We start from the raw sequence: 21,785 nt of genomic DNA, 5'->3' as shown, positions 1-21,785 counted from the left end.
CCCACAACGCCCGCTGCGCCCGGGAACGCCAGCGGGACCGCCACACCACCACAACACCCGCCAGAAAGCGATACCACGAACATTTTGCGAACAGCGACGGATTTCGTGCCGATATGAAAGCTCATCATGAGACGGCACACTTAGATCATCGCTTCCAAAAGTCCATAGGCGTGTAGGGCTGTCCCAAAGGCGCGCGAGTTTCTCCATACCATGGCGACAGCACTCGGACGAGAACCCTGGAGCTCCCAGTGCCAGCCTCTCCAGCGGCGCGCGTCCACACCCCACGGATCGGGGCCCATGCGCGATTGCGTATGGCGTAGCGCTGCACACCTGACGCCTATTACAGAGTTCGGTGCCAGCGGGCGGTCGCCGCAGCGTACCGTCACCTTCAGGCATATGCGGTGACCGCGCGGTCACGCAGTGTCGCACCTTGGGGAGGGGTCGAACATGGTGAACGCCCGGACGTACCCGCTGTGGCAGCAGCTCGTCGCCACGGAGGGACTGCCAGACGAAGCGCTACCCGTAGTGATCGAGGCACTGTGCACGACCTCCCGTGCCTTCTACGGCGTCGACAACCGTGGCGAGGAGTGGCGCAAGAAGGCTTTCGCGGCCGCGCTTCCCGTCCTCCTGCAACGCGCAGCCGACCCGGCGCTGCGCCGACGCGTCCTGGAACAGGCCGACGACAAGCAGGTCGCCGATCTCGCCGACCAGGGCGTGGTCACGGCCGCTGACCTGCCCGTGATCCTGCATACCCACCGCCCGACACCAGACCTGATCATCGGCCTGGCCCGGCATCCCGGCCAGGTCGACGACGCGATCAGCTTGCTTCCGCACCTGCACAGCACCGAACTTGAGCGGGTCGTCGACGACTGGAACCCCAACCGCTACCACGTCGACCCCGAGCCGTTCCGCCCATGCCCCCGGCCCTCTTCGACGCGGTGCTGGAGTACGCCCTCACTCCGCTCGCCCGCCTCCTGCAAAACCCCGGTCAGCACGAGGGATGGGAGATCTCCGAACATTCCCACCTGGCTCTTCCCATCGAGTTCGGCGAGGGCCCACCCTGGCACATCCTCGCCACCTGCCCCCACCGGTGGCCCACCCTGGTCCAACACCCCGCCTTCGGCACCGCCGCCCAGCACCTCCTGCTGGATCACGCCGAACTGGAGGCACACCGCACCCGCATGGCGGCCTCGGCCGGCGACTATCTCTCCCGCGGCACGCAGGACGCCCCGGCCGAACCGCCGGAACCTGCGCCAGCACTCGGCCCCGATCTGCTGCGGGCCTGTCTGCCCGCCCTGTGCCTGCCGGAGAGCCGGCCTGCCCAAGCCGAGTGTGACCGCCCGCCACCGGCTCCACCGCATGGCCGAACGGGTCCGCTACAACCCCAGCGTCATGGACGTCGCGGCCAAGCAACTGCACGCGGCCGCCGACGAGTGCGTGCGCCGTGGCCGCCTGCTCACCCCGCCCCGCACGCCGAAGAACGAACACCGCAACACCATCACCACCGTGGCCGAGGACCTGGCCCAGCTCAGCGCCAACCCCAAACACCTGGCCGAGGCCTGCGCCCTGCTCACCACACTGGAACAGCCAACCGTCGTCTCCGCACCGCCCAGCCCCCGACTGTCCCGCATCACTGAAGGCACCGATCTACTCAGCCCGGTCCGACTCCTGGAGCGCAACTCCCAGCACCGCCGGATCGCCGCGCTGCTCGCCCTCGCCGGCAACCCGCACACCCCGCGCACCGCGGTCACCGAAACACTCCCCGCGCTGCACCCGCTCGAACTCTCCTGGATCGGACACCAGAGCCACGCCCCCGACTGGCTGCACACAGCCGCGGCCGCCCTCGCCCCGGCCGACGACACCGAGACCGTGCTGCGCCTGCTGACCGACGACGAACTCGACCGTCACCCCGACCCGTGCGCCGTGCTCCAGTCCTGGCTCGACGCCCCAGAAACCGACGGCCTGTGGACCTCCAGCGACGTGTACCGCGCCATCCTCAACTCCCGCCACCACACCCTGCACCACCTGCGCCAGCTGCCCGCTGACGAAGTCCTCACCCGCACCGAACCACACATCGCGCTGCCCCACCTGCTCACCCAGTGCGGCACCCAGCCAGAGCGCTGGCACGCCCTGCTCAAGGCCCTCGACTACGGCCCCACCGACGAAAAGATCACCTTCGGACAGCTGCTTGACACGCTCTCCTCCCAGCCGGAACCCATTGCCCCGGCATGACGCCTCCTCGCACCTCCGAACTCGCTGCAGTGGGCCTGATTTCGCTCAGAGGACCGGCTATCAGGCGATTCGAGCCCTACAGGGCCGACAGGCGTGGGCCCCTCCTGGGCCGTACCGGTGGATCGGCGCTGCGCAGCCGGCGCAGGGGCCGATGTTCCAGACTGGGCAGCCGTACAGGGCCGCGGTGGCGTGGCGCTGCTGGGGTGTGATGTCGAGGCGCTGTTCGCGTTGCCGGGGGATCTTGAAGAGGCGCTGGGGGATTTCATCGAAGGTGTGAAGGCCCCTGGCATCGGCTTTGGCCCGCCGGGGTCGGGGGTCGTTGAAGACCATGGTTTCTTCGCCGTAGCGGCAGGCGGTGTCGAGCGGTTCTCCGGTGAAGGTGAGCTCGCCATCGCCTGATGGAGTGGTTTCAGGTTCGTCGTCGGGTCCGACGATATCGAGCCATTGGTCGCGGTCTTCGGCAGGCACACGCGGGTGTAGTTGCGCGGGTCGTTCTGGTTTGGAATCCGCATGGGCACGTATTCGCCGTCAGCGCTGGTCGCGACCAGTTCATCGACCTCGGTGTTTCGGGTCTCCTTCTCTCAATGGTCTCGTGGAGAGTCGACGAAACCGAATCACTCGGTGGTCAGCGACGCGTGCGGGTCGCGGTAGGCAACGATCCTCGAGGTGATGGTGGTGAGAACATCGACGGAGATCGTGACCTTGTCACCGGGCCGCAGCGGTGGATGGGCGCCTCAGCCCTTGCATCCCCATAATTCGGCGAGACATCCACCGCCACAGGTGCCGCACGGTCCGTGAGAGCGCCGCGGTCGGCTGCGGATGACGACAGCGGACATGACGAGCCGACCGCGGCACCCGATCACGCCGCCAGCGTGGCCGCCCACTGCGTAAAGATCTTGGCGTACCGCGGCGGGTCGAACTGGTGCATCATGTGCAACGCATCCGGCACCGACTCGTAGTCGACCTTCACCCCCGCCGACTCCATCAACAGCCTGGCCCGGGCGGCCTGCTCGTCGGAGAGCGCTCCGATCAGGTTGCCGGTCTCCGGGTCGATGCCACGCGTGTGGTGTGTGAGGAGCACCGGCGTCTTGACGTGGGTCAGCATGCGCTCGTGCGGGCAGTGCAGTCCGACGGTGCCCTCCCAGAAGGCCCGCGCCCATTCCGGGTCGTACTCCTTCATGTGCTGCGGGATCTCGTCCGCCACGAAGTACCGCGCCATCGGCGACGACGAGGCGCCGGCCGCGCGGCAGTAGCTCTTCCAGTCACCGACGCTCCACTGGTCGCCGAGGTACGTGCGGAAGAGCTCGAAAAGCGGGCCCGCCCCCTGGCGGATCGAGTGGCCGCACGTGGTGACGAGTTCGGACGCGAAGAACGGGGCGTCCTCGCACAGCGCGCCCCGGACCTGCCCGGGCATGGAGTACGCCGACAGCCACGCCGCGAGGACGCCACCGGAGGAGTTGCCCGCGACGACGACGGGGCGTTTCACCACCAGGGCGATGAACCGGACCAGGTCGTTGCCGAAGTTGTCGAGGCTGTACCGCTTCGGGGTCCAGCTGCTGCGCCCCTGGCCCCGCAGGTCAACGGCGTAGACGTGGAATTCCTCGGCGAGGAGGCCCATCGTCTCCTCGTACCCCCACCATGAGCCGGTCTGCTCGGGGATCAGCAGCACGGCGGGCTTGTCCGGCTCACCGGCCTCGGCGTAGTTCATGGTGATCTCACCGAGATCGGCCTGCTGCTCGGGATAGGTGTGCGGGACGTAGACGTCGCGCAGTGCGGGGTCAGTCACCATTGCTGTCTCCTTGGTCTCCGGTGTCCATCGTCACGGGTGGACGGTGCTTTCGCGGCCCGGCGCCGGGCGAGGGCCACGCGGCGTGGGATGAGGTCGGGGCTGGCCGACGGCTCCGCTGCTGAGCACCCTGTCGGGCCCATAGCAAGGTGAACCGTGCGTCCGAAGCAGTTCCTCGACGGTGCGGTTGGTGGCCCCAAACGGCTCGATGGCCGTGTCGTCGGGCAATGGTGCGGTCACGAGGAGTGGGCTCCGGTGCCGTGCAGCGTGGCGCCGATACCGTCCCGCACCGTGCTCCGGCCGCCGTCGCAGCCGAGCAGGTACTCCGGGACCAGGCGGTAGGTCGATCCATCGGCGCGGATGACCTCGCAGTTCACGCCGTCCGGCTGCTCCGTGAAGCCGCGCAGGCGCTCGCCGAGGCGGAGCTCGGCGAGACCGGTGCGCGCCAGGTGCTCGCACAGGACGTACTCGACAACCGGCTGTACCAATCCCCTGCCCCGACTCGGCAGCGAGTCCGTGCTCTGCGGTGCTGAGGCCGAAGACGTCCTGGAATTCGGTGATCGCCTCGCTGGCGAAGATGCCGCAGAACACGACACGTCGACACCAGGCGGGTGAATGCGGTGCCGCGCGGTGTACCGCATCCGCGACGCCCCAGCGCAGAAACAGCTCCATCGTCCTCACACTCGTGGTCTTCGCGCGGGGCCTCGGATGGACCCCGCGGCGCGGCTCGACCGCGGACGGATCGGATGCCGTGATGGGCAAGCTTGCTCGCGGCGGCCAGCCCCGCGGGCCCGGCGCCAGCGATCAACACCGACATCCGCGCGTCGTCGTGCGGTTGAGTCACGGCGCTAGTATTCGACCTGTGACCAGCGACGCGCACCGGCGATTTCGATGAGTGGGACGCCAGTGCCGACCCGTCGCTCGGGACGGCCACTGCACGGCGAGCCGATCCTGGAGCGAGCGTTCCGGGTCCTGGGTGCCTTCGCAGAGTCCGGGGAGGGCCTGCCGCTCCACACCCTCGCGGCTCGGGCGGGTCTTCCCAAGAGCACCACGTCGCGGATCGCGGCCCAGCTGATGGGTGTGGGCGCCCTCGAACGCCTCGACAACGGCGATTTCGTCGTCGGCCTGCAGCTGCTCGAGATCGCCTCGCTGGCTCCCCGCGGCCACGGACTGCGCGCCGCTGCGCTCCCGTTCATGGAGGACCTGCACCAGGTCACCCGCCAGCACATCCTCCTCGCCGTACGCGACGGCCACGAGGCCGTACTCGTCGAGCGCCTGTCGGCCCGGGACGCGGCAGCGGTCAAGTACCGGGTCGGCGGCCGCCTCCCCCTCGCCGAAACCGGCATCGGCATCGCCCTGCTGGCCCACGCCCCCGAGCAGGTGCGGGATGACGCACTGGCCGGCGCGACCGACGCAGGCCACCTCCGTCGGCTCATGGCCACCGTCCGCGGGGAGGGTGTCTGTGCCATGACGGTGCCCAACCCACTACGCACCGGGCCCACCACGATGTCGACAGTCGCCGCCCCGATCCTGAACCGTCGCGGTGACTCATTGGGCGCGCTGTCACTAGTCGCGCCCGACGAGGGCGGGACCCAGGTCGCCGCTCGGATTGCGCTGCGAACGGCAAGCCTGGCGATCTCCCGGACGGTGGGACTCTGACCGGAAAACTCGACGGTCAGGTGGGCGCGAGGTAGCCCCTGGGCTCGGGTGGTTCCGGGGGGCTGCTGGCCGGGTGTGGATGGTGTGTCAGGCGCCTGCCGGGGTGAGGGTGACGTCGTGGCCGAGGGCGGTGAGCTGGCGGACGAGGTCGCGGGTCTTTGCGGGCGGGATCGAGGTTCTTGGTGTGCCAGTCGGGGCCGAGGTCGCGGTAGCGGGCGGTGGGGTCGTTGAGGAGGTGCCGGACCGTGACCAGGATGGAGCGGGCGACGGCGACCAGGGCCTTGAGGTGGCCTCGGCGTTTGACGATGCGGCGGTAGCGGGCGCCGAGGAAGGTGTCGGTGCGGGCCGCGGAGACGAGGCGGCCGGAGAGCGGGGCGACGCCGATCTCCCGCACCGGCCAGCTGCTCCTGAGGAGCCGAGGCGTGCCCTGCGCAGCGCGGCGACTTGCATAATTGTGGCCGTTCGGTGCACGACCCGGGGCGAGGGCTGCGCGGACCCTGTGTGCTCAATACACTCGGCGATCGCGCCTATCGCGGCGCACACTCGCATATCGGGGGACGAACGATGAGCAACTGGAACCCGGGCGGACAGCCGCCCCAGGGGCCGCAGCCCTACCAGCCGCAGCCACCTCAGCCCTATCCGCCCCAGCCCTACGTGCCGCCACAGCCCCAGCCGCCCTACCCGGGGCCGCCGGTACCGCCGCCGGGCGGGCCGATCACCCGGCTGCGGCGGCGGATCGGCCCCATCCACACCGCGCGCAGGGTCTTCACCCCGTCACGGCCGGGCATCGTCTCGGATCCTGAGGTGGCGCGAATGCGGAAGATCAGGACCCTGGTCGGCGTGGGCGCGTTCCTGTGGATGTCCTACGCCTACAAGCTCGCCCCCAAGCTCAGCGATGCGGCGGACGAGCAGGTCGACAAGTCGTGGACCAGCGCCCTCGTGCTGGCGGCGACCCTCCCGGTCGTCGTCGGCGTCCTGTACGGCCTGGCCGCTCCGGCGGCGCGACGGGACCTGCTGCGCCGGGCGGGGCGGTGCTTCGGCGCGATCGTGGCCATGATGGCGGCGGCCTCCGTCTTCCCGATCATCGTGCTCTCAGGGTTCTTCGAGGGCCAGGAACCCCTCGTGGAGGGCCACTTCACCGTGACGAAGGGCCTCATCCTCGCGTTCACCCTCTTCGTCCTCTTCTGGGTGACGCCGTTCGTCGTCTGGGGCGTGGGACTCGCCGTCCAGCACGTGTTCCGCACCGCGGACATCCACGAGACGGTGCCGCCGCTGCTGATCATGGCGTTGGCGTGGGAGATGGCACTGATCGACATGTTCACCGGCGCCCACGAGGGCGTGCCGACGGTGATCCGGTACGTGTTCATCCTGGGCGCCCCGCTCTCCGTCACGGCGGTGGGCCTGTGGGAGCTGCACCGGCTGCGCGTGCACTACGGGCTGGGGATGCGGGGACTGCTGATGCGCTAGGAACGGCGCCTCGCAGGACGTACTAGTGATCTGGTTTTGAGGTCGTGGGTCGCCACGTGAGGCGTCCCCTCTTTCAGGCGCAGGTGTCGAGCATGCCCTCCAGAGCCGAGCGCTCGGCGGTGTCGATGGTCAGGCCGTATACGTGCTTCACCGAGATCCAGGCGCGGCCGTAGGTGCAGCGGTAGTCGGCGAGCGGCGGCTGCCAGCGTGCGGGGTCCTTGTCAGCTTTCGACCGGTTGGAGCGGGCGGAGACCGCGACGAGCTGCGAGTGCACGAGGTCGTTGGCGGATAGGCGGCGGTCCTGCGTGCTCCACTCCGCCACGCCGGACCGCCAGGCCTCCTTGAGAGGGACGACGTGGTCGACGTCCAGCTGGGCGGCCGCGTCGGCCGTCACTCCGTCGTACGGCGAGACCCAGTGCCCGGCGGCCGCGCGGCACTGGCCGTCCTGGGCGACGTCTTCGCCGTCCCGGGCGAGGACGGTCTCGCGGGTGTCGCAGGTGCCCTGCTGGGTCATCCAGTGGGGGAACTTCGCTCGGCTGTAGCCGGGGACGTCCGTCTCGGGTGCGACGGTCAGCTCGGCCAGTTCCGCCCGGTGCTTCGTCGGCGGCCGGGGATTCAGGGAACTCGGCCGAAGCGGTGGCCGAGAAGGGAGCGCTGGAGGCAGCCCAGCTTGGTGAGCCGAAAGCGAGGAGACTGCTCGTGGCCACCGGCGCATCATCATCGTCATGCCGACCACCGTGGCCGGGCCCGGCTACCGCGGGGCCTCACCTCGTGGGATTCACTCCCACGGGTGGCTGCCTCCAGAACTACTCAAGCCCGGTGTGCAGAACAGGCGCACCACCGTCCTGAGGAAGAATGCCGACAGCAATCACGAAGGGGAGTGTCGTGCGGCTGACGATCGACACCGAGACGGACACCTACGAACAGGCAATAGCCGCCGTGCAGGCCGCCTACGGTCTACGCCCCGTCACCCCCGTCGACTGGCCCGAACCACCAGCCATCGACCCACGCCCCGCCCGCAGGACCTGGGCAACGATGACCTCGGGGACGGCTGGAGCGAGCAGGCGCTCTTCCGGATGGTCGCCTCGCTGATGCCCGGGGCCCGCGCGTTGCTGCGCCGGATCACCGAGCTGGGCGGTACCACATCCTTCGACGAAGTGCAGCAGTACTTCGCCGACCATCCGACCACCCCGATCACGAAGGCGAGGGTCGGCGGGGCCCTGACCAGCGTCCCGGCGGTCCAGCGCCGTGTCGGCCCGGCTGGCTCCTCCCGCCTGCTCCAGCGGGACGAGCGAGCACGGCTCTACCAGATCGACCAGGTACTAATAGAGGGGCTCAGGCGGGCCTTCGCGATCGCCCATGCCCGCCCCGACCTGCTGCGCGGTGAACCCGCCGCACACGTCACCTGACGTAGCCGCTGGGCGCGACCGACGCCTGGGTCGTCCAGCTCGCGGCGGCGCGACCGCTTGTCAGTCGTCGGTTGGGTGTTCGTGCAGGCGCCGGGTGAGGTCGTCGCACCAGTCCTGGGCCCAGGCCCGCAGGGTGACGGTGTCCGCGTCGGTGAGCCCGTAGGCGGTGAACTCCTCGTCCTCGTACCACTCGGCGCCGGCCAGGCGGGCTTGGAGGTCCTCGAGATCGAACTCGTCCCGGGCGTGGCGGCGGCCGAGTGTTTCGAGGTCGGCTGTGGTGTGGTGGCGGGAGGCGGCGTGGACGTCGATAAGGTCGCGGACGGCTCCGCGGTCGGCCAGGGCCCGGACCTTGGTGCCGATGACGTCGTCGAGAGCGAGGACGGGGCCGTACGCGGTAGGCGTGGGCGGCCGCCAGAAGGCCTCTTTGAGGATGTCGACTTCGCACTCCTCGCCGCTGGCGGGGTCGGTGACGACGAGGCGGCCGGAGAGCGGGTCGACGCCGATCTCCCGCACCTGCCAGCCGCGGTCGGTCAGCCCAGAGGTGAGGGTGCGGGTGATCTCCGCCATGGGGGCGGGGTTCTCCGTAGCGACGTCGAGGTCCTGGCTGAGCCGGTCGACCAGGCCGTGGGCCTGCACGGCGTATCCGCCGGTGATGACCAGCGGGTAGGGGGTACCGATGGCCAGGACGTCGGAGAGGAGCCGGCGGTGCAGGTCGCTGAGGTTCACGCCGCGGCTGCCGGGCGGGCGGCGGCCAGCTCGGGGAACGCGGCTTCCCACACGTCGCGGATGGCGCGGCTGATCAGCGTGCGCAGCACGGGCCACTGGGCAACCAGGAGGTCCCGGTTCAGCAGGGTGATCAGGTCATCATGCTGCCCTTCGGCCAGCACGGTGCGGTACATGCTCATCCGCGACCGTGGCCGGTCAAGGTCGAACCGCGTCAGACCCGACCACGCCACATGCAGCGGCAGTTGGACGGATCCGTACGCAGGCCCGGCCAGTTCGCCGAGCGCGTCGGGAAGCCTTCGCACATAGCGCTGCCGCAGCACCTCGGCAGCAGGCGGTGACGGCTCGGCGGCAGGCATAGCGGACATGCACCCAGTATATGAGCGATGAGCACGCGGTTGTGGCAGGGCGGCTGTGGATGGCCCGGTACGTCAATACCCCATCGCCAAGCATGGAGGCCCACGAAATCCGCGACGAGGACGCTCTCTGGCTGTCCTCGCTCAAGGGCCGGCCGATGACCGTATTCTCTGGGACGGAATTATGCGCTATTTTCGCGCTGCACGGCTGAACGTCGAGACAGCCAATTTCTCACCGCATGTCCGACTAGGACGATGAAGACAGCCACCGCTATAAGACGGATTACGCTCCACGTCGCGCCAACGACACCCCCTTGTACTGAAGCTTCAGTGCGGAGTCGCTCTGACGTCTCTACGATAGCCACCAGCGGAATCAGCAGTCGACAGGAAGGCCGCGAAGGCTTTGGATCCGTGCCAGGTTCCCGGCTAGCCCCAGAATAGAACCTAGAATTGCAGCGGCCGCACACCATAGAAGCGTCTTCGACAAGAATCCGGCCCAGTCAACATGTGTTCCCTGGGAAGGGGTATCTATGTCAGCTGTCATGAATTCACCGTGCCCCAGTTTTATCGCATAGTAAGCGATCACGGCTGCGATCAGTGACACAGAGGCCAAGATGGCGGACTCAATCCTGGATTTGCGCGCGAGGCCGACACCAAATTCCAATGCTGCCCAGGACCATCCGGCATCCAAGACAAGATGTGCCACGTGGCCGGCTGAAGTGCCGGTCCTCTCAAGAATGGGGGCGAGGACTCCGAGTACCGCACCGGATGTCAGCGCGGCCACAGATGCTACCAAGGCGGAGGAGCGTGAAGAGAGCACGGCGTCCGAGAGAGTCCTTTTCGGTAACCAGGCGTCTGAGACCCTACCTCTACGCGAGTCTATGGTGGCCGTTGTCGCGGGTTCACGACCGCCACTCGCTCGACATGGCCGATGGGGCCGCTGGGTTGTAAGGCTCTGAACCGCCCCGGGTTCGGTAGAGATCTCAGGTTGTGGTTGTGACCTGGGGGTTCGTGAGTTCGGTGTAGTAGGTGGCTTCGTACTCGGCCGGTGGGACGTGGCCTATCTCACCGTGGAGTCTGCGGTGGTTGTACCAGTCAACGTATTCAGCGGTGGCGAGTTCGACTTCGGACAGCGTCTTCCAGGGCCGCCGGGGTTTGATCAGCTCGGTCTTGAACAGACCGATCGTGCTCTCCATCAGGGCATTGTCGTAGGCGTCTCCGACTGGTCCGATCGAGGCGGCGATGCCGGCGGCGTCCAAGTGCTCGGCGAGCCGGAAACTCGTGTATTGCGACCCTGCGTCCGAGTGATGGATCAACTCGCCTGACCCAACCGGGCGTTGGTCGCGGTCGCGCGGCCAGATCGCCATCTCCACAGCGTCCAGGACGAAGACCGTCGCCTTCACGGTGGCCGCGGACCAGCCGACGATCCGGCGGGAGAAGGTCTCCACGACGAAGACGATGTAGACAACACCGGCCCAGGTCGTCACGTGGGTGAAGTCCGCGACCCAGCAGCGGTTCGGAGCCTTGGCGACGAAGTCGCGCTCCAGGCGGTCGGGAGCCCGTTCGACTTGTCCGCCGGGGAGTGTGGTGATCACCTTCTTGCCGCGGACGGCGCCGGTGATGCCGAGTTCGCGCATGAGGCGCTCGACGGTGCAGCGGGCCACGGCATGTCCCTGCCGGTTCAGCTCGCGCCAGACCTTCCGGGCCCGGTAGACGCGGTAGTTGGACGTGTGGACCTCTTGGATGCGCACTTTGAGGTCGCGCACGGAACGGACGGAGGGAGTTTCGAGGCGTTTCTTGCGGGCGTAGTACGTGGAAGGGGCGATCTTGCAGTCGTGCCCGGTGAGGGTTCTGCAGACCGGCTCGACGCCGCCGAAGCGGTCCCGGTGCTCGTCGATGAACGCTACGAGGGTGTATGTGGCCGGTCGAGCTCGGCCGCGAAGACACTCGCCGCGGCCTTAAGGATCTCGTTGGCCCGCTTGAGTTCGGCGTTTCCCTTCTTCAACGCCTTGAGCTGGGCGGACTCGTCCGTCGTCGTCCCTGGACGCGTCTCCGCGTCGATCTCGTGCTGCTTCACCCAGTTCCGGAGCGTCTCGCGGGAGCCGATGCCGAGCTTGTCGGCCACCGTCTGCAGAGCGGCCGTCTCGTTCGCCCGTCGCCGCCCGCGCCTTCACCTTCGAGGAGCCCGGCTACCAGGCCGGCGTCTACCGGGACGTGCTGCTGCGACGGTGGCGCAACACTCTGGGGCGCACCATGTGGGACTTCCCCGGCGGCCGGACCGGCGGCAACCGATACCTGGTGCTCGGCCTCGACACGGGGCAGGGCGCCGACCTCGCGGCGCCGCCCGACCGGGACGAGCTGATCGCCTACGGGCCACTGCTGTCCGACAACGGCGCCACCTGGCTGGGCACGGCTGCGTTGGTCCGGGCGCCGGACCCGGACACGGCACGCGCCATCCTGACTCCGGACCGGTACGCCGACATTGAGGTACACAACTGGCAGTTCGGCGGGCGGCCGTCCTGACCCGAGGACGTCCAGGCCGACATCACCGCCGAAGCCCTTTGGATCGCACAGCATCCTCGTGTTTCACGCGAACCCACGGATGCATAGATCTGACGCACACCGGTGGACCCGTGGGTTCACGCTGAAGGACCTTCAGTTTGCGTGAACCCACGGGGGTCTGGGGGTGTGACCGAGATACGCGCCAAAGGGGCAACGAGATGATCTTGAAGCCCGGAGCTCCCGGCCCCCGTCACCCATTCGGCTCAACGTTGGTGGTGATGTTGAGCGTCTGCCAGCGGCAGAACACCGGCCGGCCCGGGCTCGACGATCACTACAGTCCAGTCTCATGACGAAGATTACGACGCGTACGGTCGAGTACCCCGCCGACGGTTTGACGATGATCGGGCACCTCGCGCTCCCGGCCGGTGTCGACCGCCGGCCCGCGGTGCTGCTCGGACCAGAGGGCATGGGGCTCAGCGACGTCGAGCGCCGCCGGGCCGACGCTCTCGCCGAGCTGGGATATGTAGCGCTGGCCTTCGACCTTCACGGCGGGCGCTATTTGGGCGATCCCGAGGAGATGCTGGCCCGATGCATGCCACTGCTCGCTGATCCCGACCGGATGCGGCGCATCGGCCATGCGGCGCTCGACGTGTTGCGCACCGAACCGCGGACCGACCCCGACCGGATCGCCGCCGTCGGCTACGGCACCGGGGGCGCCGTCGGGCTGGAACTCGGGCGCGACGGCGTCAGCCTGCGCGCGATCGGGACAGTCAACGCACTGACCACGGGCCGACCGGGCGAGGCGGCGCGCATTCGCTGCCCGGTGTGGGCCGGGGTCGGGTCGGAAGACCCGATCATGCCGCCCGCGCAACGGAACGCGTTCACCGCTGAGATGCAGGCCGCGGGCGTCGACTGGCGCCTCGCGGTCTACGGCGGCGCCTTGCACGCCTTCCACCACCCGCCGGTCGACCACCCCGTGGTCCCCGGCGTCGGCTACCACTCACGGCACGCACAGCGAGCCTGGCGCGATGTCGTCGACCTGCTCGCCGAGTGCCTGCCCGTGACGGAGGATCTGGGGGCATGACCCAGGTAAGCATGCTGGCGCCGGGCCTGGTCGGCGTCGGGCACTGACAGTCCCCTCCCCTCAAGTCCGCACAGCAGAACCGCATTCGGGCGGATACTCGATCTCGGAGACGCGGTCGCCCGGCACGTCTCGGAGTGCGACCCTGCCGCCCGCCGTCGCAGGTGAGGCCGAGCGCATCAGGGCTTCAAGACCATCTCGTTGCCTCTTTGGCGCGCATCTCGGTCACACCCTTGCTGGAACAGACCGCCGAGACCGGCCCAGCGGGTTGACCACGAACCCACGGGCCCAACCGCCAGAAGCAGGGAATCCACCCGTGGGTTCGCGGTGAAGAACCTTCAGTTTCCCTGAACCCACGGACCTCAAGGCCCTGTTCTCCCGAAGCTACGGCGAAGTGACAAGTAGCGCTCTGTAGCGGATCTGGTTGGGCTCATCGGGGCCGTGCAGGGCGAGGTTGGTCCGGTCATGACGACCGGAGGGAGCTTGGGGTGCGGCAGGAGTGGGAGCCGGAGGACCTGATCGAGGTCTGGACGCTGTTGGAGGAGGACCAGCAGCGGCTGACACCTCCGCACGCCGAGCGGAAGCCTGCTGGCGTCCCCGCGCTGTGGGCGCGGGGATCCGCGACCACAGGGGTAGCAGGCGAGGACGTCCTTGGTTGTCCGGCTCTTGGGTGGTCACAACCGACCGGTGCGCGCGATCACCTGGCTGGCGAAGTCAAGCATCTGGTCGAGGCCGGGGAACAGTGCGAAGGCGTCCACGAACGCCTCGTCCGCACCGGACTCGGCGAAGCGCTTGAGCTTGTCGGCCAGCGAATCAACGGACGTGCCCGGTTCGAGGTTGATGCGTATGGCCTTCTTCAGCGCGTCGGGATCGCGGCCGGCCTCCTGCGCCGCCTGGCGCGCGAGCGACCACAATTGGTCGGCGACCTCGCCCGGCAGAAAATCGAGCCCGAGCCAGCCGGTGGCGCTGTGGCCGACCCGGCGCATCGCGGCCTCGCTGGCGCCGCCGATCCAGATGGGCGGCCCGCCCGCTTGCACCGGGCGCAGATCGGCGTGGACCGGCGGCAGCGAGAAGAACTCGCTGTCCCAGGAAACCGGGTTGGCCGTCCACCACTCGTGCAGGAACGCCAGCAGGTCATCGAGCATCCGCCCGCGCCGATGCCAGTCCGCGCTGCGGGAGATGTCGTGCTCGTCCTTCATCCACCCGAGTCCCACGCCGACCTCGAGACGGCCGTCGCTGAGCACGTCGAGCGTGGTCAGCATCCGGGCCAGGTGCGGCGGCTCGTAGTAGAAGGTGCTGAGCGTGCTGGCATTCAGCCGCACTCGGCTGGTCGCCGTCGCGGCGACGGTCCACAGCAGCACCGGGTCGAGGTAACGCTTCATCTGCGGCGGGTACGGCTGCTCTTTGCCCGGATAGATGCTATGCATATCGACCGGCTGGACCAGGCGATCGCCGACCCACAGCGTGTCGTAGCCAAGGTCCTCGATCCCGCGGCAGAACGCATTCAGGCCAGCTGCGCTGCTGATAGCGGGCCCGACTATGGGAAGGGTGAAACCAAGCTTCATTGGCGAGTCCTTTTCGGTGATCCGTCAACCGTTTACTCAGACGGGAAGTTCGGTGATGCTGAGGGCGAAGTCCAAGTTCCCCACCCCGTGGTTGGCGAGGCCCACCGTGACCACACCCGCTCCTTCCAGCCAGTGCGCCATTTTCAGGCCGCCGACGTCCAGCGAGCGCAGCTTGAGGGTGTCGATGAACGCCTCCACACTTGCCTTGGCCTGCGCATTGTCGCCGGCGATGAAGACGTCGGGCCGCCCCTTCTCCAGGACATGGCGGAAGACGGTGTTGAACGCCTTCACCACGTTGGCGCTGGCCGGGGCCGCCTTGGCGGCTTCCTGCGCGATCGAGGTCTCCTCGCGGTGGGCCAGCCCGTCGAACGTGGAGTTGAAGGGATTGCTGATGTCGACGATGACCTTGCCCGCGAGAGCGTCTCCGTACTGTGCGACGGCCGGCACGACGCCGTCGTACAGCAGGGCCACGATGACGATGTCCCCGGCCGGGGCGGTGCCCCACTCTCCCGTCGTGGCGCCGCCGCCGAGAGCCTTGGCCAGGTCGGCGGCCTTGGACTGATCGCGGCCCATGACCTCGACGGTGTTGCCGCCCGCTATCGCCCGCGCTCCGATGGTGCGGGCCATGTTCCCGGTGCCGATGATGCTGATGTTGCTCATGAGATGTCCTGCCCTGGTTGTGGTTGTTCGGTTCAGATGGCGGTGGTGCCGCCGTCGGCGACGAGTTCCATGCCGTTGACGTAGCTGGAGTCGTCGGAGGCGAGGAAGAGGGCGGCGGTGGCGATTTCGTCGGGGCGGCCCATCTGGCCGCGGGGGATGAGGGACTCGAACTGGCGCTTGGTGGCCTCGTCGAAGAGTTCTGCCTGCTTGGCGGTGGCGACCTGGCCAGGGGTCAGGACGTTGACGCGGATGCGGCGGTCCTTGAGTTCGTTGAGCCAGATGCGGGCCCAGGCCTGCTGGACGGCCTTGCTGCCGGCGTAGACGCTCCAGCCGGGGAAGGCGCCGAGGGAGGCGTTGGAGCCGGTCATGAGGATGGAGCCGCCGTCATTGAAGAGCGGGAGGGCCTTTTGGACGGTGAACAGGGTGCCGCGGGCGTTGAGCCCGAACCAGGTGTCGAACTGGGCCTCGGTGATCTCGCCGAGCGGGGCGGGCTCGCCGCCGCCGGCGCTGGCCCACAGCACGTCGAGGCTGCCCTTCTCCCGCTTGACGGTGTCGTACAGGCGGTCCAGGTCGTCCAGGTCGGCGGCGTCGCCCTGGACGCCGGTGACGTTGCGGCCGATCTGCTTCACGGCCTCGTCCAAGGCGTCCTGGCGGCGGCCGGTGATGAAGACGTGCGCTCCCTCGTCGACGAACAGCTTCGCGCCGGCCAGCGCCATGCCGGTGGTGCCGCCGGTGATGACCGCGACCTTGCCGTCAAGCTTTCCCATAGTCATTCCCTTGAGTCGGTGGTGCCGTGTGCACCTGAGGCGATGGCGTTATGTACACCGCCCTGTGTGCTTACGGTACGGGGCGGGCGGCCGGGACGCAAACTATGTACACCGGTCGTTACCTACACGCGGTACGATGGAGCCATGACGGAGTTGGAGAAGGGCCCCACGGGCCGCCGCCGCGGCCGGGGCGCCCGCGAGCGCATCATCAGCGCGTCCCAGCAGCTGTTCCGCGAGCAGGGCATCAACCGCACCGGCATGGACCAGCTCTGCGCGGCGGCCCAGGTGTCCAAGCGCACGGCCTACCAGCACTTCACCGGCAAGGACGAACTCGTCGCCGAGTACCTGCGCCGGTTCGACCCCGCCGTTCTGTCCGGCGTGTTCGACCGCACCGACCTCACGCCCCGCGAACGGCTCCTCGCCGCCTTCGACATCCCCCCACCACCCCCCTGTGCCCCTACATCGGCGCCGCCGTCGAGCTGCACGACCCCCAGCACCCCGCGTCCCAGTACGCACGCGACTACAAGAAAGCCGTCGCCGCGCGGCTCGCCGACACCGCCCGCGAAGCCGGCGCCGCCGACCCTGAACAGCTCGGCGAGCAGCTCGCGCTGCTCATCGACGGCGCCGCGGCCCGCACCCGGGTCCTCGACGCCGACGCCTTCCCCACCGCCGCCGCCATCGCCGCCGTCCTCATCGACAACGCCATCCCCGCCACGGCCGGCGATGACCGGCGACGGGAGGAAGTGTCAAGTCAACTTGACACTCCGCAGCCGGGCTGAACGCGCTGCCGGTCGCACGGCTGCACCCGCTGGCACGCGACACCAGCCGCCCGCACCTGGCGTGCACCGCATCCTCGTACGCCGCGGGCTCAACCGGCTGCGTGACCTGGATCCGCCGACCGGCGAACCGATGCGCGAGGTCATCCGCTATGAGCACGACCGTGTCGGCGACCTGGTCCACGTCGACATCAAGAAGCTCGGGCGCATCCCGACCGGCGGAGGCTGGCGCCTGCACGGCATCGGCACCGACGAGGCCCGCGGCCCCGAACGCACCGGCCAAGGCACGGGGAAGGTCGGACACACGTACCTGCACTCGGCACTCGATGACCATTCTAGGCTCGCCTACACCGAGGCCCTGGACGACGAGAAGGCAGTGAGCGCGGTCGCCTTCTGGCACCGGGCCGCCGCGTTTCTCGCCGCCCACGGCATCACCCCAATCCGCCGCTGCCTGGCGGACAACGGAGCGTGCTACCGCTCCGGGACCTGGGCGGACGCGCTCGCCGCGACCGGCACGAAGCACAAGCGCACCCGCCCCTACACCCCACGGACGAACGGAAAGGTCGAGAGGTACCAGGGGACGCTCGCCCGCGAGTGGGCCTACGTCCGCGGCTACGCCTCCGAGCACGAGCGACGCGCCGCACTCGCCGACTTCCTCAACTACTACAACCACGAGAGACCGCACGCCTCACTCGGCGGCCAGCCACCCATCAGCCGGACCATCGGCAGCGACTACCGCGTGACCTTCGACGAGCCGCCCCAACCGCTCGACACCGCCCCGCAGCAGCTCGCGTTCGAGGACCTCGTGTAACCAAGGTCCCGAGACGCCACACCTAGGCAGTTTCGTTTGGATCAGTCGGTCGTTGGTCCGGGTGTGCCTTTGACTGACGCGCAGTGGGCGCGGATTGAGCCGTTACTTCCGGACCGGAGGCCTCAGCGGGGTGGTCGTTGGCGGGACCACCGTGAGGTGATCGACGCGATCGCCTACAAGTTCCAGACCGGAACGCAGTGGGTCCATCTGCCCGAGAAGTACGGCAACTGGAGAGGCGTCTACAACCGCCTGCGGATGTGGGCCATCGATGGCACGTGGGAGCGAGTGTTCACCGCCCTGGTGGCCCAAGCCGACGCCGACGAGGATCTGAACTGGGCTGTTTCGGTCGACTCCACGATCGTGCGGGCTCACCAGCACGCGGCCGGAGCCCGCAAAAAAGGGCCCCGGCCGGCGAGCCGCACGACCATGCCATCGGCCGGTCCCGCAGTGGACTGACCACGAAGATCCACCTCGCCGCCGACGGAAACTGCCGACCGCTGGCTTTTGTCCTCACCGCCGGGCAGGCCGGCGACGCGCCCGCCTTCACGGCCGTGATGGCCCGCTTGCGTGTACCCCGGCGCCGTGGTCGGCCCCGCACCAAGCCGGACGTGGTCCTGGCGGACAAGGCGTACTCCTCCCGCGCAATCCGCCACCACCTGCGTCGACGTGGCATCCGAGCAGTGATCCCTATTCCAGCCGACCAGCAAGTTCACCGACGGCGCCGAGGAAGCCAAGGTGGCAGACCACCCGCCTTCGACCGGGAGGCATACAAGCAGCGCAACACCGTCGAGCGGTGCATCAACCGCCTCAAGCAGTGGCGCGGCATCGCCACCCGCTACGAGAAGACCGCGACCATCTACCTCGCCGGACTGCACATTGCAGGCATCTTCCTCTGGTCCGCCCGATGATCCAAACGAAACTGCCTAGTGCTGTGACCGCATAGGTTCGCCGGGTTGGTGATGGTCGAATGCTTGGTGCGGGGAGGCGATGATGAGGGTATGACCGCCAGTTCTCGCGCCCAGTCTTTCGACGTAGCCGCGGCTCAGTACGCGGCGAGTCGGCCTTCTTACCCAGCCGCGCTCTTTGACTGTATCGAGGAGTTCGCAGGCCGTCATTTGGCGGGCGCCCGGGTCGCCGATGTCGGCGCGGGTACCGGAATCGCCAGCGTGCTGCTGCGGGAACGAGGTGCTGATGTGATCGCTGTCGAGCCGGGTGAGGCCATGGCTGGTGAGTTCCACCAGGCGCTTCCGGGGGTGCCGATCGTGAGGGGTGACGGTAATGCTCTGCCGCTGGCCAAGGCTTCCTGCGACCTCATCACGTATGCCCAGTCCTGGCAGTGGACCGACCCTGACCGGTCTGTTCCGGAGGCATTGCGTGTCCTGCGAACGGGCGGTGCGCTGGCGATCTGGTGGAACACCACGGCCTTCGACGTGCCGTGGATCCGCGAGCAGCACGGGCGCATTGCGCACCACTGCGGGGTGAAGCCAAGGTCTGCCGTGCGCCCTTCGGACAACGACGCCATCCGGCTGGCGGGACTGACAGGACTACGGGTTGCGCGCCGTCAAGTGCGCTGGAGCCGCACTGTCTCCTTGGACATGCATCTCGCCAACATTGGCAGCCGGTCGACATTCCTCGTCCTTGAAGAGGCTGACCGCCAGGCGTTCTTCGCCGATGAGCGTGAACGACTGGTCAAGATTTTTCCTCGCGATGAGGTGGAAGAGACCTACGTGGTTGATCTCCTGGTCGCACTCCGCCCCTGACGTTGTGTGGCCGCGGAGCGGGGCGGCGCGCTCATGCAGCTGAGGCGAGTGGCCGGCCGCCCCACCGAATGCCTTTCTCACTCCGGATGCGGGCGCGTTCCGTGCGTTCGGCGGCCAGGACATCGCGGTGCCGGGCGTTGCCGTTGCGCCAGCGCAGGTAGGCGTGCAGGGCCCGGGTCTGCACCATGTGGTTGGGGTGGTGGGAGTTGGCGATGGTGAACTGCCGCAGCGGTCCGAAGTGCGCTTCGATCGGGTTTGCCCATAAGGCGTAGGTCGGGGTGAAGCACAGCTCGACCTTATTCTTCTTCTTCGCCCAGCGGCGGATGTCAGCGCCTTTGTGGGCGGACAGGTTGTCCATGATCACGTAGATGGGTGCGCCGTCGGGCCGGGCGGCGCGGACCGACTTCAACGCGGCCAGCGTGTTCCCGGCGCCCTTTTTGCGGCGGTTGACGCCCCACAGGCGGTCGTCGCCGACCGAGTAGCACCCGTGGAAGTACCGGACTCCGTGGGTGCGGCGGTAGGTGGCGGGCAACCGGTCGGGACGTCCTTGTTCGGCCCAGGCCGAGCCCGCGGTGGGGCGGATACCGAGCGGGCCGAACTCATCGCAGGCGAAGACCCGGTCCGGGAAGCGGTCCAAAACCTCCTCGATCCGGTCCAGTTTGGTGTCCCGCTCGGGGTCCGGGGATTCTTTCCAGGTCGTGGTGCGTTGGAAGGTGATGCCGCGGCGGGCGAGCAGGCAGCGTAATGCTTCGCGGCCGATGCGGATGACCGGCCGTGGACATTCCGCAGGTAGGCGGTGAGCTTGCGCAGTGACCAGCGGGTGAAGGGCTGGCCGAGCTTGGCCGGCCGGGTGGTGGCCGTCGCCACGACGAACTCCTCGTCCTCAGGCTTGAGCAGGCGGGGACGGCCTCCCGCCCACACACACCCCGCCCACCCCGACCCAACCGCCCACCCCGCCTCTCAACAAACCCACAACACCGCAGGCCAACAAACACTCGGCCCACCAACAAACCCCCCTCCGAGCGTTAACCCGGCACGAGCCGCCACCGCTGGAGGCGTTCCGTACCTATGCGCCGATGCTGACCCAGTGGCGCCGCATGCCCTACCGCGACCCGGGGCTTCCCCGGAACTCCTTCCGGAGGAGTGGAACGGCGTGGCCGCGGGCGAACTGTTCCACCGGCTCCACACCCTGCTGAGCGCCCCGGCGGCGGCGCACGCCGCGAAGGTCTTCCACGTGCGCCAGGGCAGTGGCCTGGTGCCCACGGCCTGGCTGGGCGCATGCGAATCGACGTCGAAACCGGCACTATCATCGGATCTATCTTCTCCTTGATATGGACGCGTCACACCTTGAGCGCTAGCTTCTGGGGAAGTTCAGACCTGCATCTCATCTCCCCGAGAGGATTGATCGGATGTTAGCAAAACGGGTCAGCAAACGAATCCACCTGCTCTGCGTCACCGGCGCACTGGGCGGCACCCTCGCCCTCAGCGGTGGCACCGCAGAAGCCGGCCCCGTGCGGAGCGCGGGAGTCCAGGCGATGCCCGCCGGGGTCTACTTCCAGAACGAGGGCACCGTCCAAGGGTGGTCCAACTATCCCCAAAAGCCCCAGAAGCAAGGCGTCATACGCAACGTCACCACCCCCGCCTACAAGGGCGGCGATGCCATCGAGGCCAAACAGACCTACCTCAACGAGGGCGGCGGCTACCACTCCGAGACCGTGCAGGCGTCCACCCAGGCGGTCGGCCAGGACCGCTACTACGGCCAGGCCGTCTACATCGCCCCCAACTGGCAGTTCCACAACCAGAACGTCACCTTCCAGCAGTGGTCGCCCGAGGACCCCGAGGGACCCTGGGAGCTGATGTTCATCCAGAACGACGACCTGCGCATCGGCGGATCCGGCGGCATCAGCGCGAACGTCGCCAAGGTGACCGATCTGCGCGGCAAGTGGATCCGGATCGTCACGCGGCTGAAGTTCCACGCGACCAACGGCGCCTTCGAGATCTGGGTCAACGGTGTGAAGAAGTACAGCAGGACCGGGGTCGCCGTGCTGCCCAAGACGTCGAACACGGTCCGCTGGTCGTCCGGGATCTACTGCACCGGCTGGCGCGAGAACCAGCCCGCCGGTCCTTCGGAACTCTCCGTCTTCCATGATCACGCGCGCATCGCCAACTCCTACAGCCTGGCCGAGCCCGCGAACTGGTGACCGGCCCGACCAAGCCGATGGGGCTCCCCC

25 protein-coding genes and 2 pseudogenes are annotated in these 21,785 nt (G+C 68.3%); 14 read left to right on the top strand and 13 right to left on the bottom strand.

Going from position 1 to position 21,785, the window contains the following annotated elements; genetic code table 11:
• Positions 1–516: 516 nt before the first annotated feature.
• A complete protein-coding gene (locus BLV72_RS49340; protein ID WP_244320559.1) occupies positions 517–840 on the bottom strand; it encodes a hypothetical protein in 324 nt (107 codons plus the stop codon).
• A 519-nt stretch (positions 841–1,359) separates the two neighbouring features.
• On the opposite strand from BLV72_RS49340, the gene BLV72_RS49335 reads away from it, so the two are divergent.
• Together BLV72_RS49335 and BLV72_RS01815 are read left to right on the top strand one after the other, a co-directional pair.
• Positions 1,360–2,232 carry a hypothetical protein gene (locus BLV72_RS49335; RefSeq protein ID WP_244320558.1) on the top strand — a complete coding sequence of 291 codons (873 nt, stop codon included), beginning with the start codon at positions 1,360–1,362 and terminating at the stop codon, positions 2,230–2,232.
• A 189-nt stretch (positions 2,233–2,421) separates the two neighbouring features.
• Positions 2,422–2,631, top strand: a complete 210-nt coding sequence (locus tag BLV72_RS01815; protein ID WP_093459780.1) for a hypothetical protein — start codon at positions 2,422–2,424, stop codon at positions 2,629–2,631.
• Positions 2,632–3,091: 460 nt separating this feature from the next.
• On the opposite strand, the gene BLV72_RS01810 is transcribed toward BLV72_RS01815, so the two are convergent.
• Together BLV72_RS01810 and BLV72_RS01805 are read right to left on the bottom strand one after the other, a co-directional pair.
• Positions 3,092–4,021: an alpha/beta hydrolase gene (locus tag BLV72_RS01810; RefSeq protein ID WP_093459778.1), complete on the bottom strand. Its 930-nt coding sequence runs from the start codon at positions 4,019–4,021 to the stop codon at positions 3,092–3,094.
• A gap of 233 nt (positions 4,022–4,254) precedes the next feature.
• Complete coding sequence (locus tag BLV72_RS01805; RefSeq protein WP_244320557.1) at positions 4,255–4,506, bottom strand: FAD-dependent monooxygenase; 252 nt, start codon at positions 4,504–4,506, stop codon at positions 4,255–4,257.
• A gap of 418 nt (positions 4,507–4,924) precedes the next feature.
• Here BLV72_RS01805 and BLV72_RS01800 point away from each other — a divergent pair, with 418 nt between their 5' ends.
• A complete protein-coding gene (locus tag BLV72_RS01800) occupies positions 4,925–5,677 on the top strand; it encodes an IclR family transcriptional regulator (protein WP_244320556.1) in 753 nt (250 codons plus the stop codon).
• Between the two features lie 16 nt (positions 5,678–5,693).
• Here the strand turns inward: BLV72_RS01800 and BLV72_RS01795 are convergent, their stop codons facing one another.
• Positions 5,694–6,071, bottom strand: a complete 378-nt coding sequence (locus BLV72_RS01795; protein WP_093459774.1) for a hypothetical protein — start codon at positions 6,069–6,071, stop codon at positions 5,694–5,696.
• A 170-nt stretch (positions 6,072–6,241) separates the two neighbouring features.
• Here BLV72_RS01795 and BLV72_RS01790 point away from each other — a divergent pair, with 170 nt between their 5' ends.
• Entirely contained in the window at positions 6,242–7,144 is a 903-nt protein-coding gene (locus BLV72_RS01790) for a hypothetical protein (protein WP_244320555.1), read from the top strand.
• 73 nt (positions 7,145–7,217) lie between these two features.
• On the opposite strand, the gene BLV72_RS01785 is transcribed toward BLV72_RS01790, so the two are convergent.
• Positions 7,218–7,658 (bottom strand): HNH endonuclease family protein, encoded by a 441-nt coding sequence (locus BLV72_RS01785; protein ID WP_244320554.1) that lies wholly within the window; start codon positions 7,656–7,658, stop codon positions 7,218–7,220.
• Positions 7,659–8,220: 562 nt separating this feature from the next.
• Here BLV72_RS01785 and BLV72_RS49330 point away from each other — a divergent pair.
• Positions 8,221–8,553, top strand: coding sequence for a hypothetical protein (locus BLV72_RS49330; RefSeq protein WP_244320553.1), 333 nt, complete (start codon positions 8,221–8,223; stop codon positions 8,551–8,553).
• A 60-nt stretch (positions 8,554–8,613) separates the two neighbouring features.
• Here BLV72_RS49330 and BLV72_RS01775 read toward each other — a convergent pair whose 3' ends face one another.
• Positions 8,614–9,279 (bottom strand): nucleotidyl transferase AbiEii/AbiGii toxin family protein, encoded by a 666-nt coding sequence (locus tag BLV72_RS01775; RefSeq protein ID WP_093459772.1) that lies wholly within the window; start codon positions 9,277–9,279, stop codon positions 8,614–8,616.
• On the bottom strand, positions 9,276–9,635 hold the full coding sequence (locus tag BLV72_RS01770; RefSeq protein ID WP_093459771.1) for a hypothetical protein: 360 nt from the start codon (positions 9,633–9,635) through the stop codon (positions 9,276–9,278). Before BLV72_RS01770 ends, BLV72_RS01775 begins: the two co-directional genes overlap by 4 nt.
• A 20-nt stretch (positions 9,636–9,655) precedes the next feature.
• Here BLV72_RS01770 and BLV72_RS47125 point away from each other — a divergent pair, with 20 nt between their 5' ends.
• A complete protein-coding gene (locus tag BLV72_RS47125) occupies positions 9,656–9,844 on the top strand; it encodes a hypothetical protein (RefSeq protein ID WP_143059719.1) in 189 nt (62 codons plus the stop codon).
• Positions 9,845–10,615: 771 nt separating this feature from the next.
• On the opposite strand, the gene BLV72_RS01765 is transcribed toward BLV72_RS47125, so the two are convergent.
• Together BLV72_RS01765 and BLV72_RS48600 are read right to left on the bottom strand one after the other, a co-directional pair.
• Entirely contained in the window at positions 10,616–11,530 is a 915-nt protein-coding gene (locus BLV72_RS01765) for an IS3 family transposase (RefSeq protein WP_208905490.1), read from the bottom strand.
• Positions 11,531–11,535: 5 nt separating this feature from the next.
• On the bottom strand, positions 11,536–11,766 hold the full coding sequence (locus tag BLV72_RS48600; RefSeq protein WP_280142999.1) for a transposase: 231 nt from the start codon (positions 11,764–11,766) through the stop codon (positions 11,536–11,538).
• 17 nt (positions 11,767–11,783) lie between these two features.
• Between BLV72_RS48600 and BLV72_RS01760 the strand changes: the two are divergent.
• Together BLV72_RS01760 and BLV72_RS01755 are read left to right on the top strand one after the other, a co-directional pair.
• A pseudogene (locus BLV72_RS01760) lies at positions 11,784–12,155 on the top strand (YciI family protein); the annotation flags it as partial.
• Between the two features lie 325 nt (positions 12,156–12,480).
• Entirely contained in the window at positions 12,481–13,218 is a 738-nt protein-coding gene (locus BLV72_RS01755; protein WP_093459769.1) for a dienelactone hydrolase family protein, read from the top strand.
• A gap of 671 nt (positions 13,219–13,889) precedes the next feature.
• Here BLV72_RS01755 and BLV72_RS01750 read toward each other — a convergent pair.
• The 3 genes from BLV72_RS01750 to BLV72_RS01740 are packed head-to-tail and all read right to left on the bottom strand — an operon-like array spanning position 13,890 to position 16,207.
• Complete coding sequence (locus BLV72_RS01750; protein ID WP_093459768.1) at positions 13,890–14,780, bottom strand: TIGR03619 family F420-dependent LLM class oxidoreductase; 891 nt, start codon at positions 14,778–14,780, stop codon at positions 13,890–13,892.
• A gap of 36 nt (positions 14,781–14,816) precedes the next feature.
• Positions 14,817–15,440 (bottom strand): NADPH-dependent F420 reductase, encoded by a 624-nt coding sequence (locus BLV72_RS01745; protein ID WP_093459766.1) that lies wholly within the window; start codon positions 15,438–15,440, stop codon positions 14,817–14,819.
• A 32-nt stretch (positions 15,441–15,472) separates the two neighbouring features.
• Positions 15,473–16,207 carry an SDR family NAD(P)-dependent oxidoreductase gene (locus tag BLV72_RS01740; protein ID WP_093459765.1) on the bottom strand — a complete coding sequence of 245 codons (735 nt, stop codon included), beginning with the start codon at positions 16,205–16,207 and terminating at the stop codon, positions 15,473–15,475.
• A gap of 144 nt (positions 16,208–16,351) precedes the next feature.
• Here BLV72_RS01740 and BLV72_RS49325 point away from each other — a divergent pair, with 144 nt between their 5' ends.
• The 3 genes from BLV72_RS49325 (at position 16,352) to BLV72_RS01720 (ending at position 19,554) form a co-directional block, all read left to right on the top strand.
• Complete coding sequence (locus BLV72_RS49325; protein WP_244320552.1) at positions 16,352–17,794, top strand: IS481 family transposase; 1,443 nt, start codon at positions 16,352–16,354, stop codon at positions 17,792–17,794.
• A gap of 36 nt (positions 17,795–17,830) precedes the next feature.
• Positions 17,831–18,702, top strand: a protein-coding gene (locus BLV72_RS01725) for an IS5 family transposase (protein WP_425288341.1) whose coding sequence is annotated in 2 segments (ribosomal slippage) — positions 17,831–18,197 and positions 18,197–18,702 — 873 coding nt in all. Because the reading frame shifts where the segments join, the coding sequence is not laid out codon by codon here.
• 90 nt (positions 18,703–18,792) lie between these two features.
• Positions 18,793–19,554, top strand: a complete 762-nt coding sequence (locus BLV72_RS01720; RefSeq protein ID WP_208905464.1) for a class I SAM-dependent methyltransferase — start codon at positions 18,793–18,795, stop codon at positions 19,552–19,554.
• Positions 19,555–19,585: 31 nt separating this feature from the next.
• Here BLV72_RS01720 and BLV72_RS01715 read toward each other — a convergent pair.
• A pseudogene (locus tag BLV72_RS01715) lies at positions 19,586–20,472 on the bottom strand (IS630 family transposase); the annotation flags it as partial.
• A 131-nt stretch (positions 20,473–20,603) separates the two neighbouring features.
• Here BLV72_RS01715 and BLV72_RS01710 point away from each other — a divergent pair.
• The 3 genes from BLV72_RS01710 to BLV72_RS01705 all read left to right on the top strand — a co-directional run bounded on the left by BLV72_RS01710 (position 20,604) and on the right by BLV72_RS01705 (position 21,755).
• Positions 20,604–20,750 carry a PaaX family transcriptional regulator C-terminal domain-containing protein gene (locus BLV72_RS01710; RefSeq protein WP_244320594.1) on the top strand — a complete coding sequence of 49 codons (147 nt, stop codon included), beginning with the start codon at positions 20,604–20,606 and terminating at the stop codon, positions 20,748–20,750.
• Entirely contained in the window at positions 20,708–20,884 is a 177-nt protein-coding gene (locus BLV72_RS49320; protein ID WP_244320551.1) for a hypothetical protein, read from the top strand. Before BLV72_RS01710 ends, BLV72_RS49320 begins: the two co-directional genes overlap by 43 nt.
• Before the next feature lie 79 nt (positions 20,885–20,963).
• Complete coding sequence (locus BLV72_RS01705) at positions 20,964–21,755, top strand: heparin lyase I family protein (RefSeq protein WP_093459762.1); 792 nt, start codon at positions 20,964–20,966, stop codon at positions 21,753–21,755.
• Positions 21,756–21,785 lie beyond the last annotated feature (30 nt).

This window comes from Streptomyces melanosporofaciens (assembly GCF_900105695.1).
In the GTDB taxonomy this organism is placed as follows: domain Bacteria; phylum Actinomycetota; class Actinomycetes; order Streptomycetales; family Streptomycetaceae; genus Streptomyces; species Streptomyces antimycoticus.
This window is presented reverse-complemented; position numbering and strand designations above follow the sequence as displayed.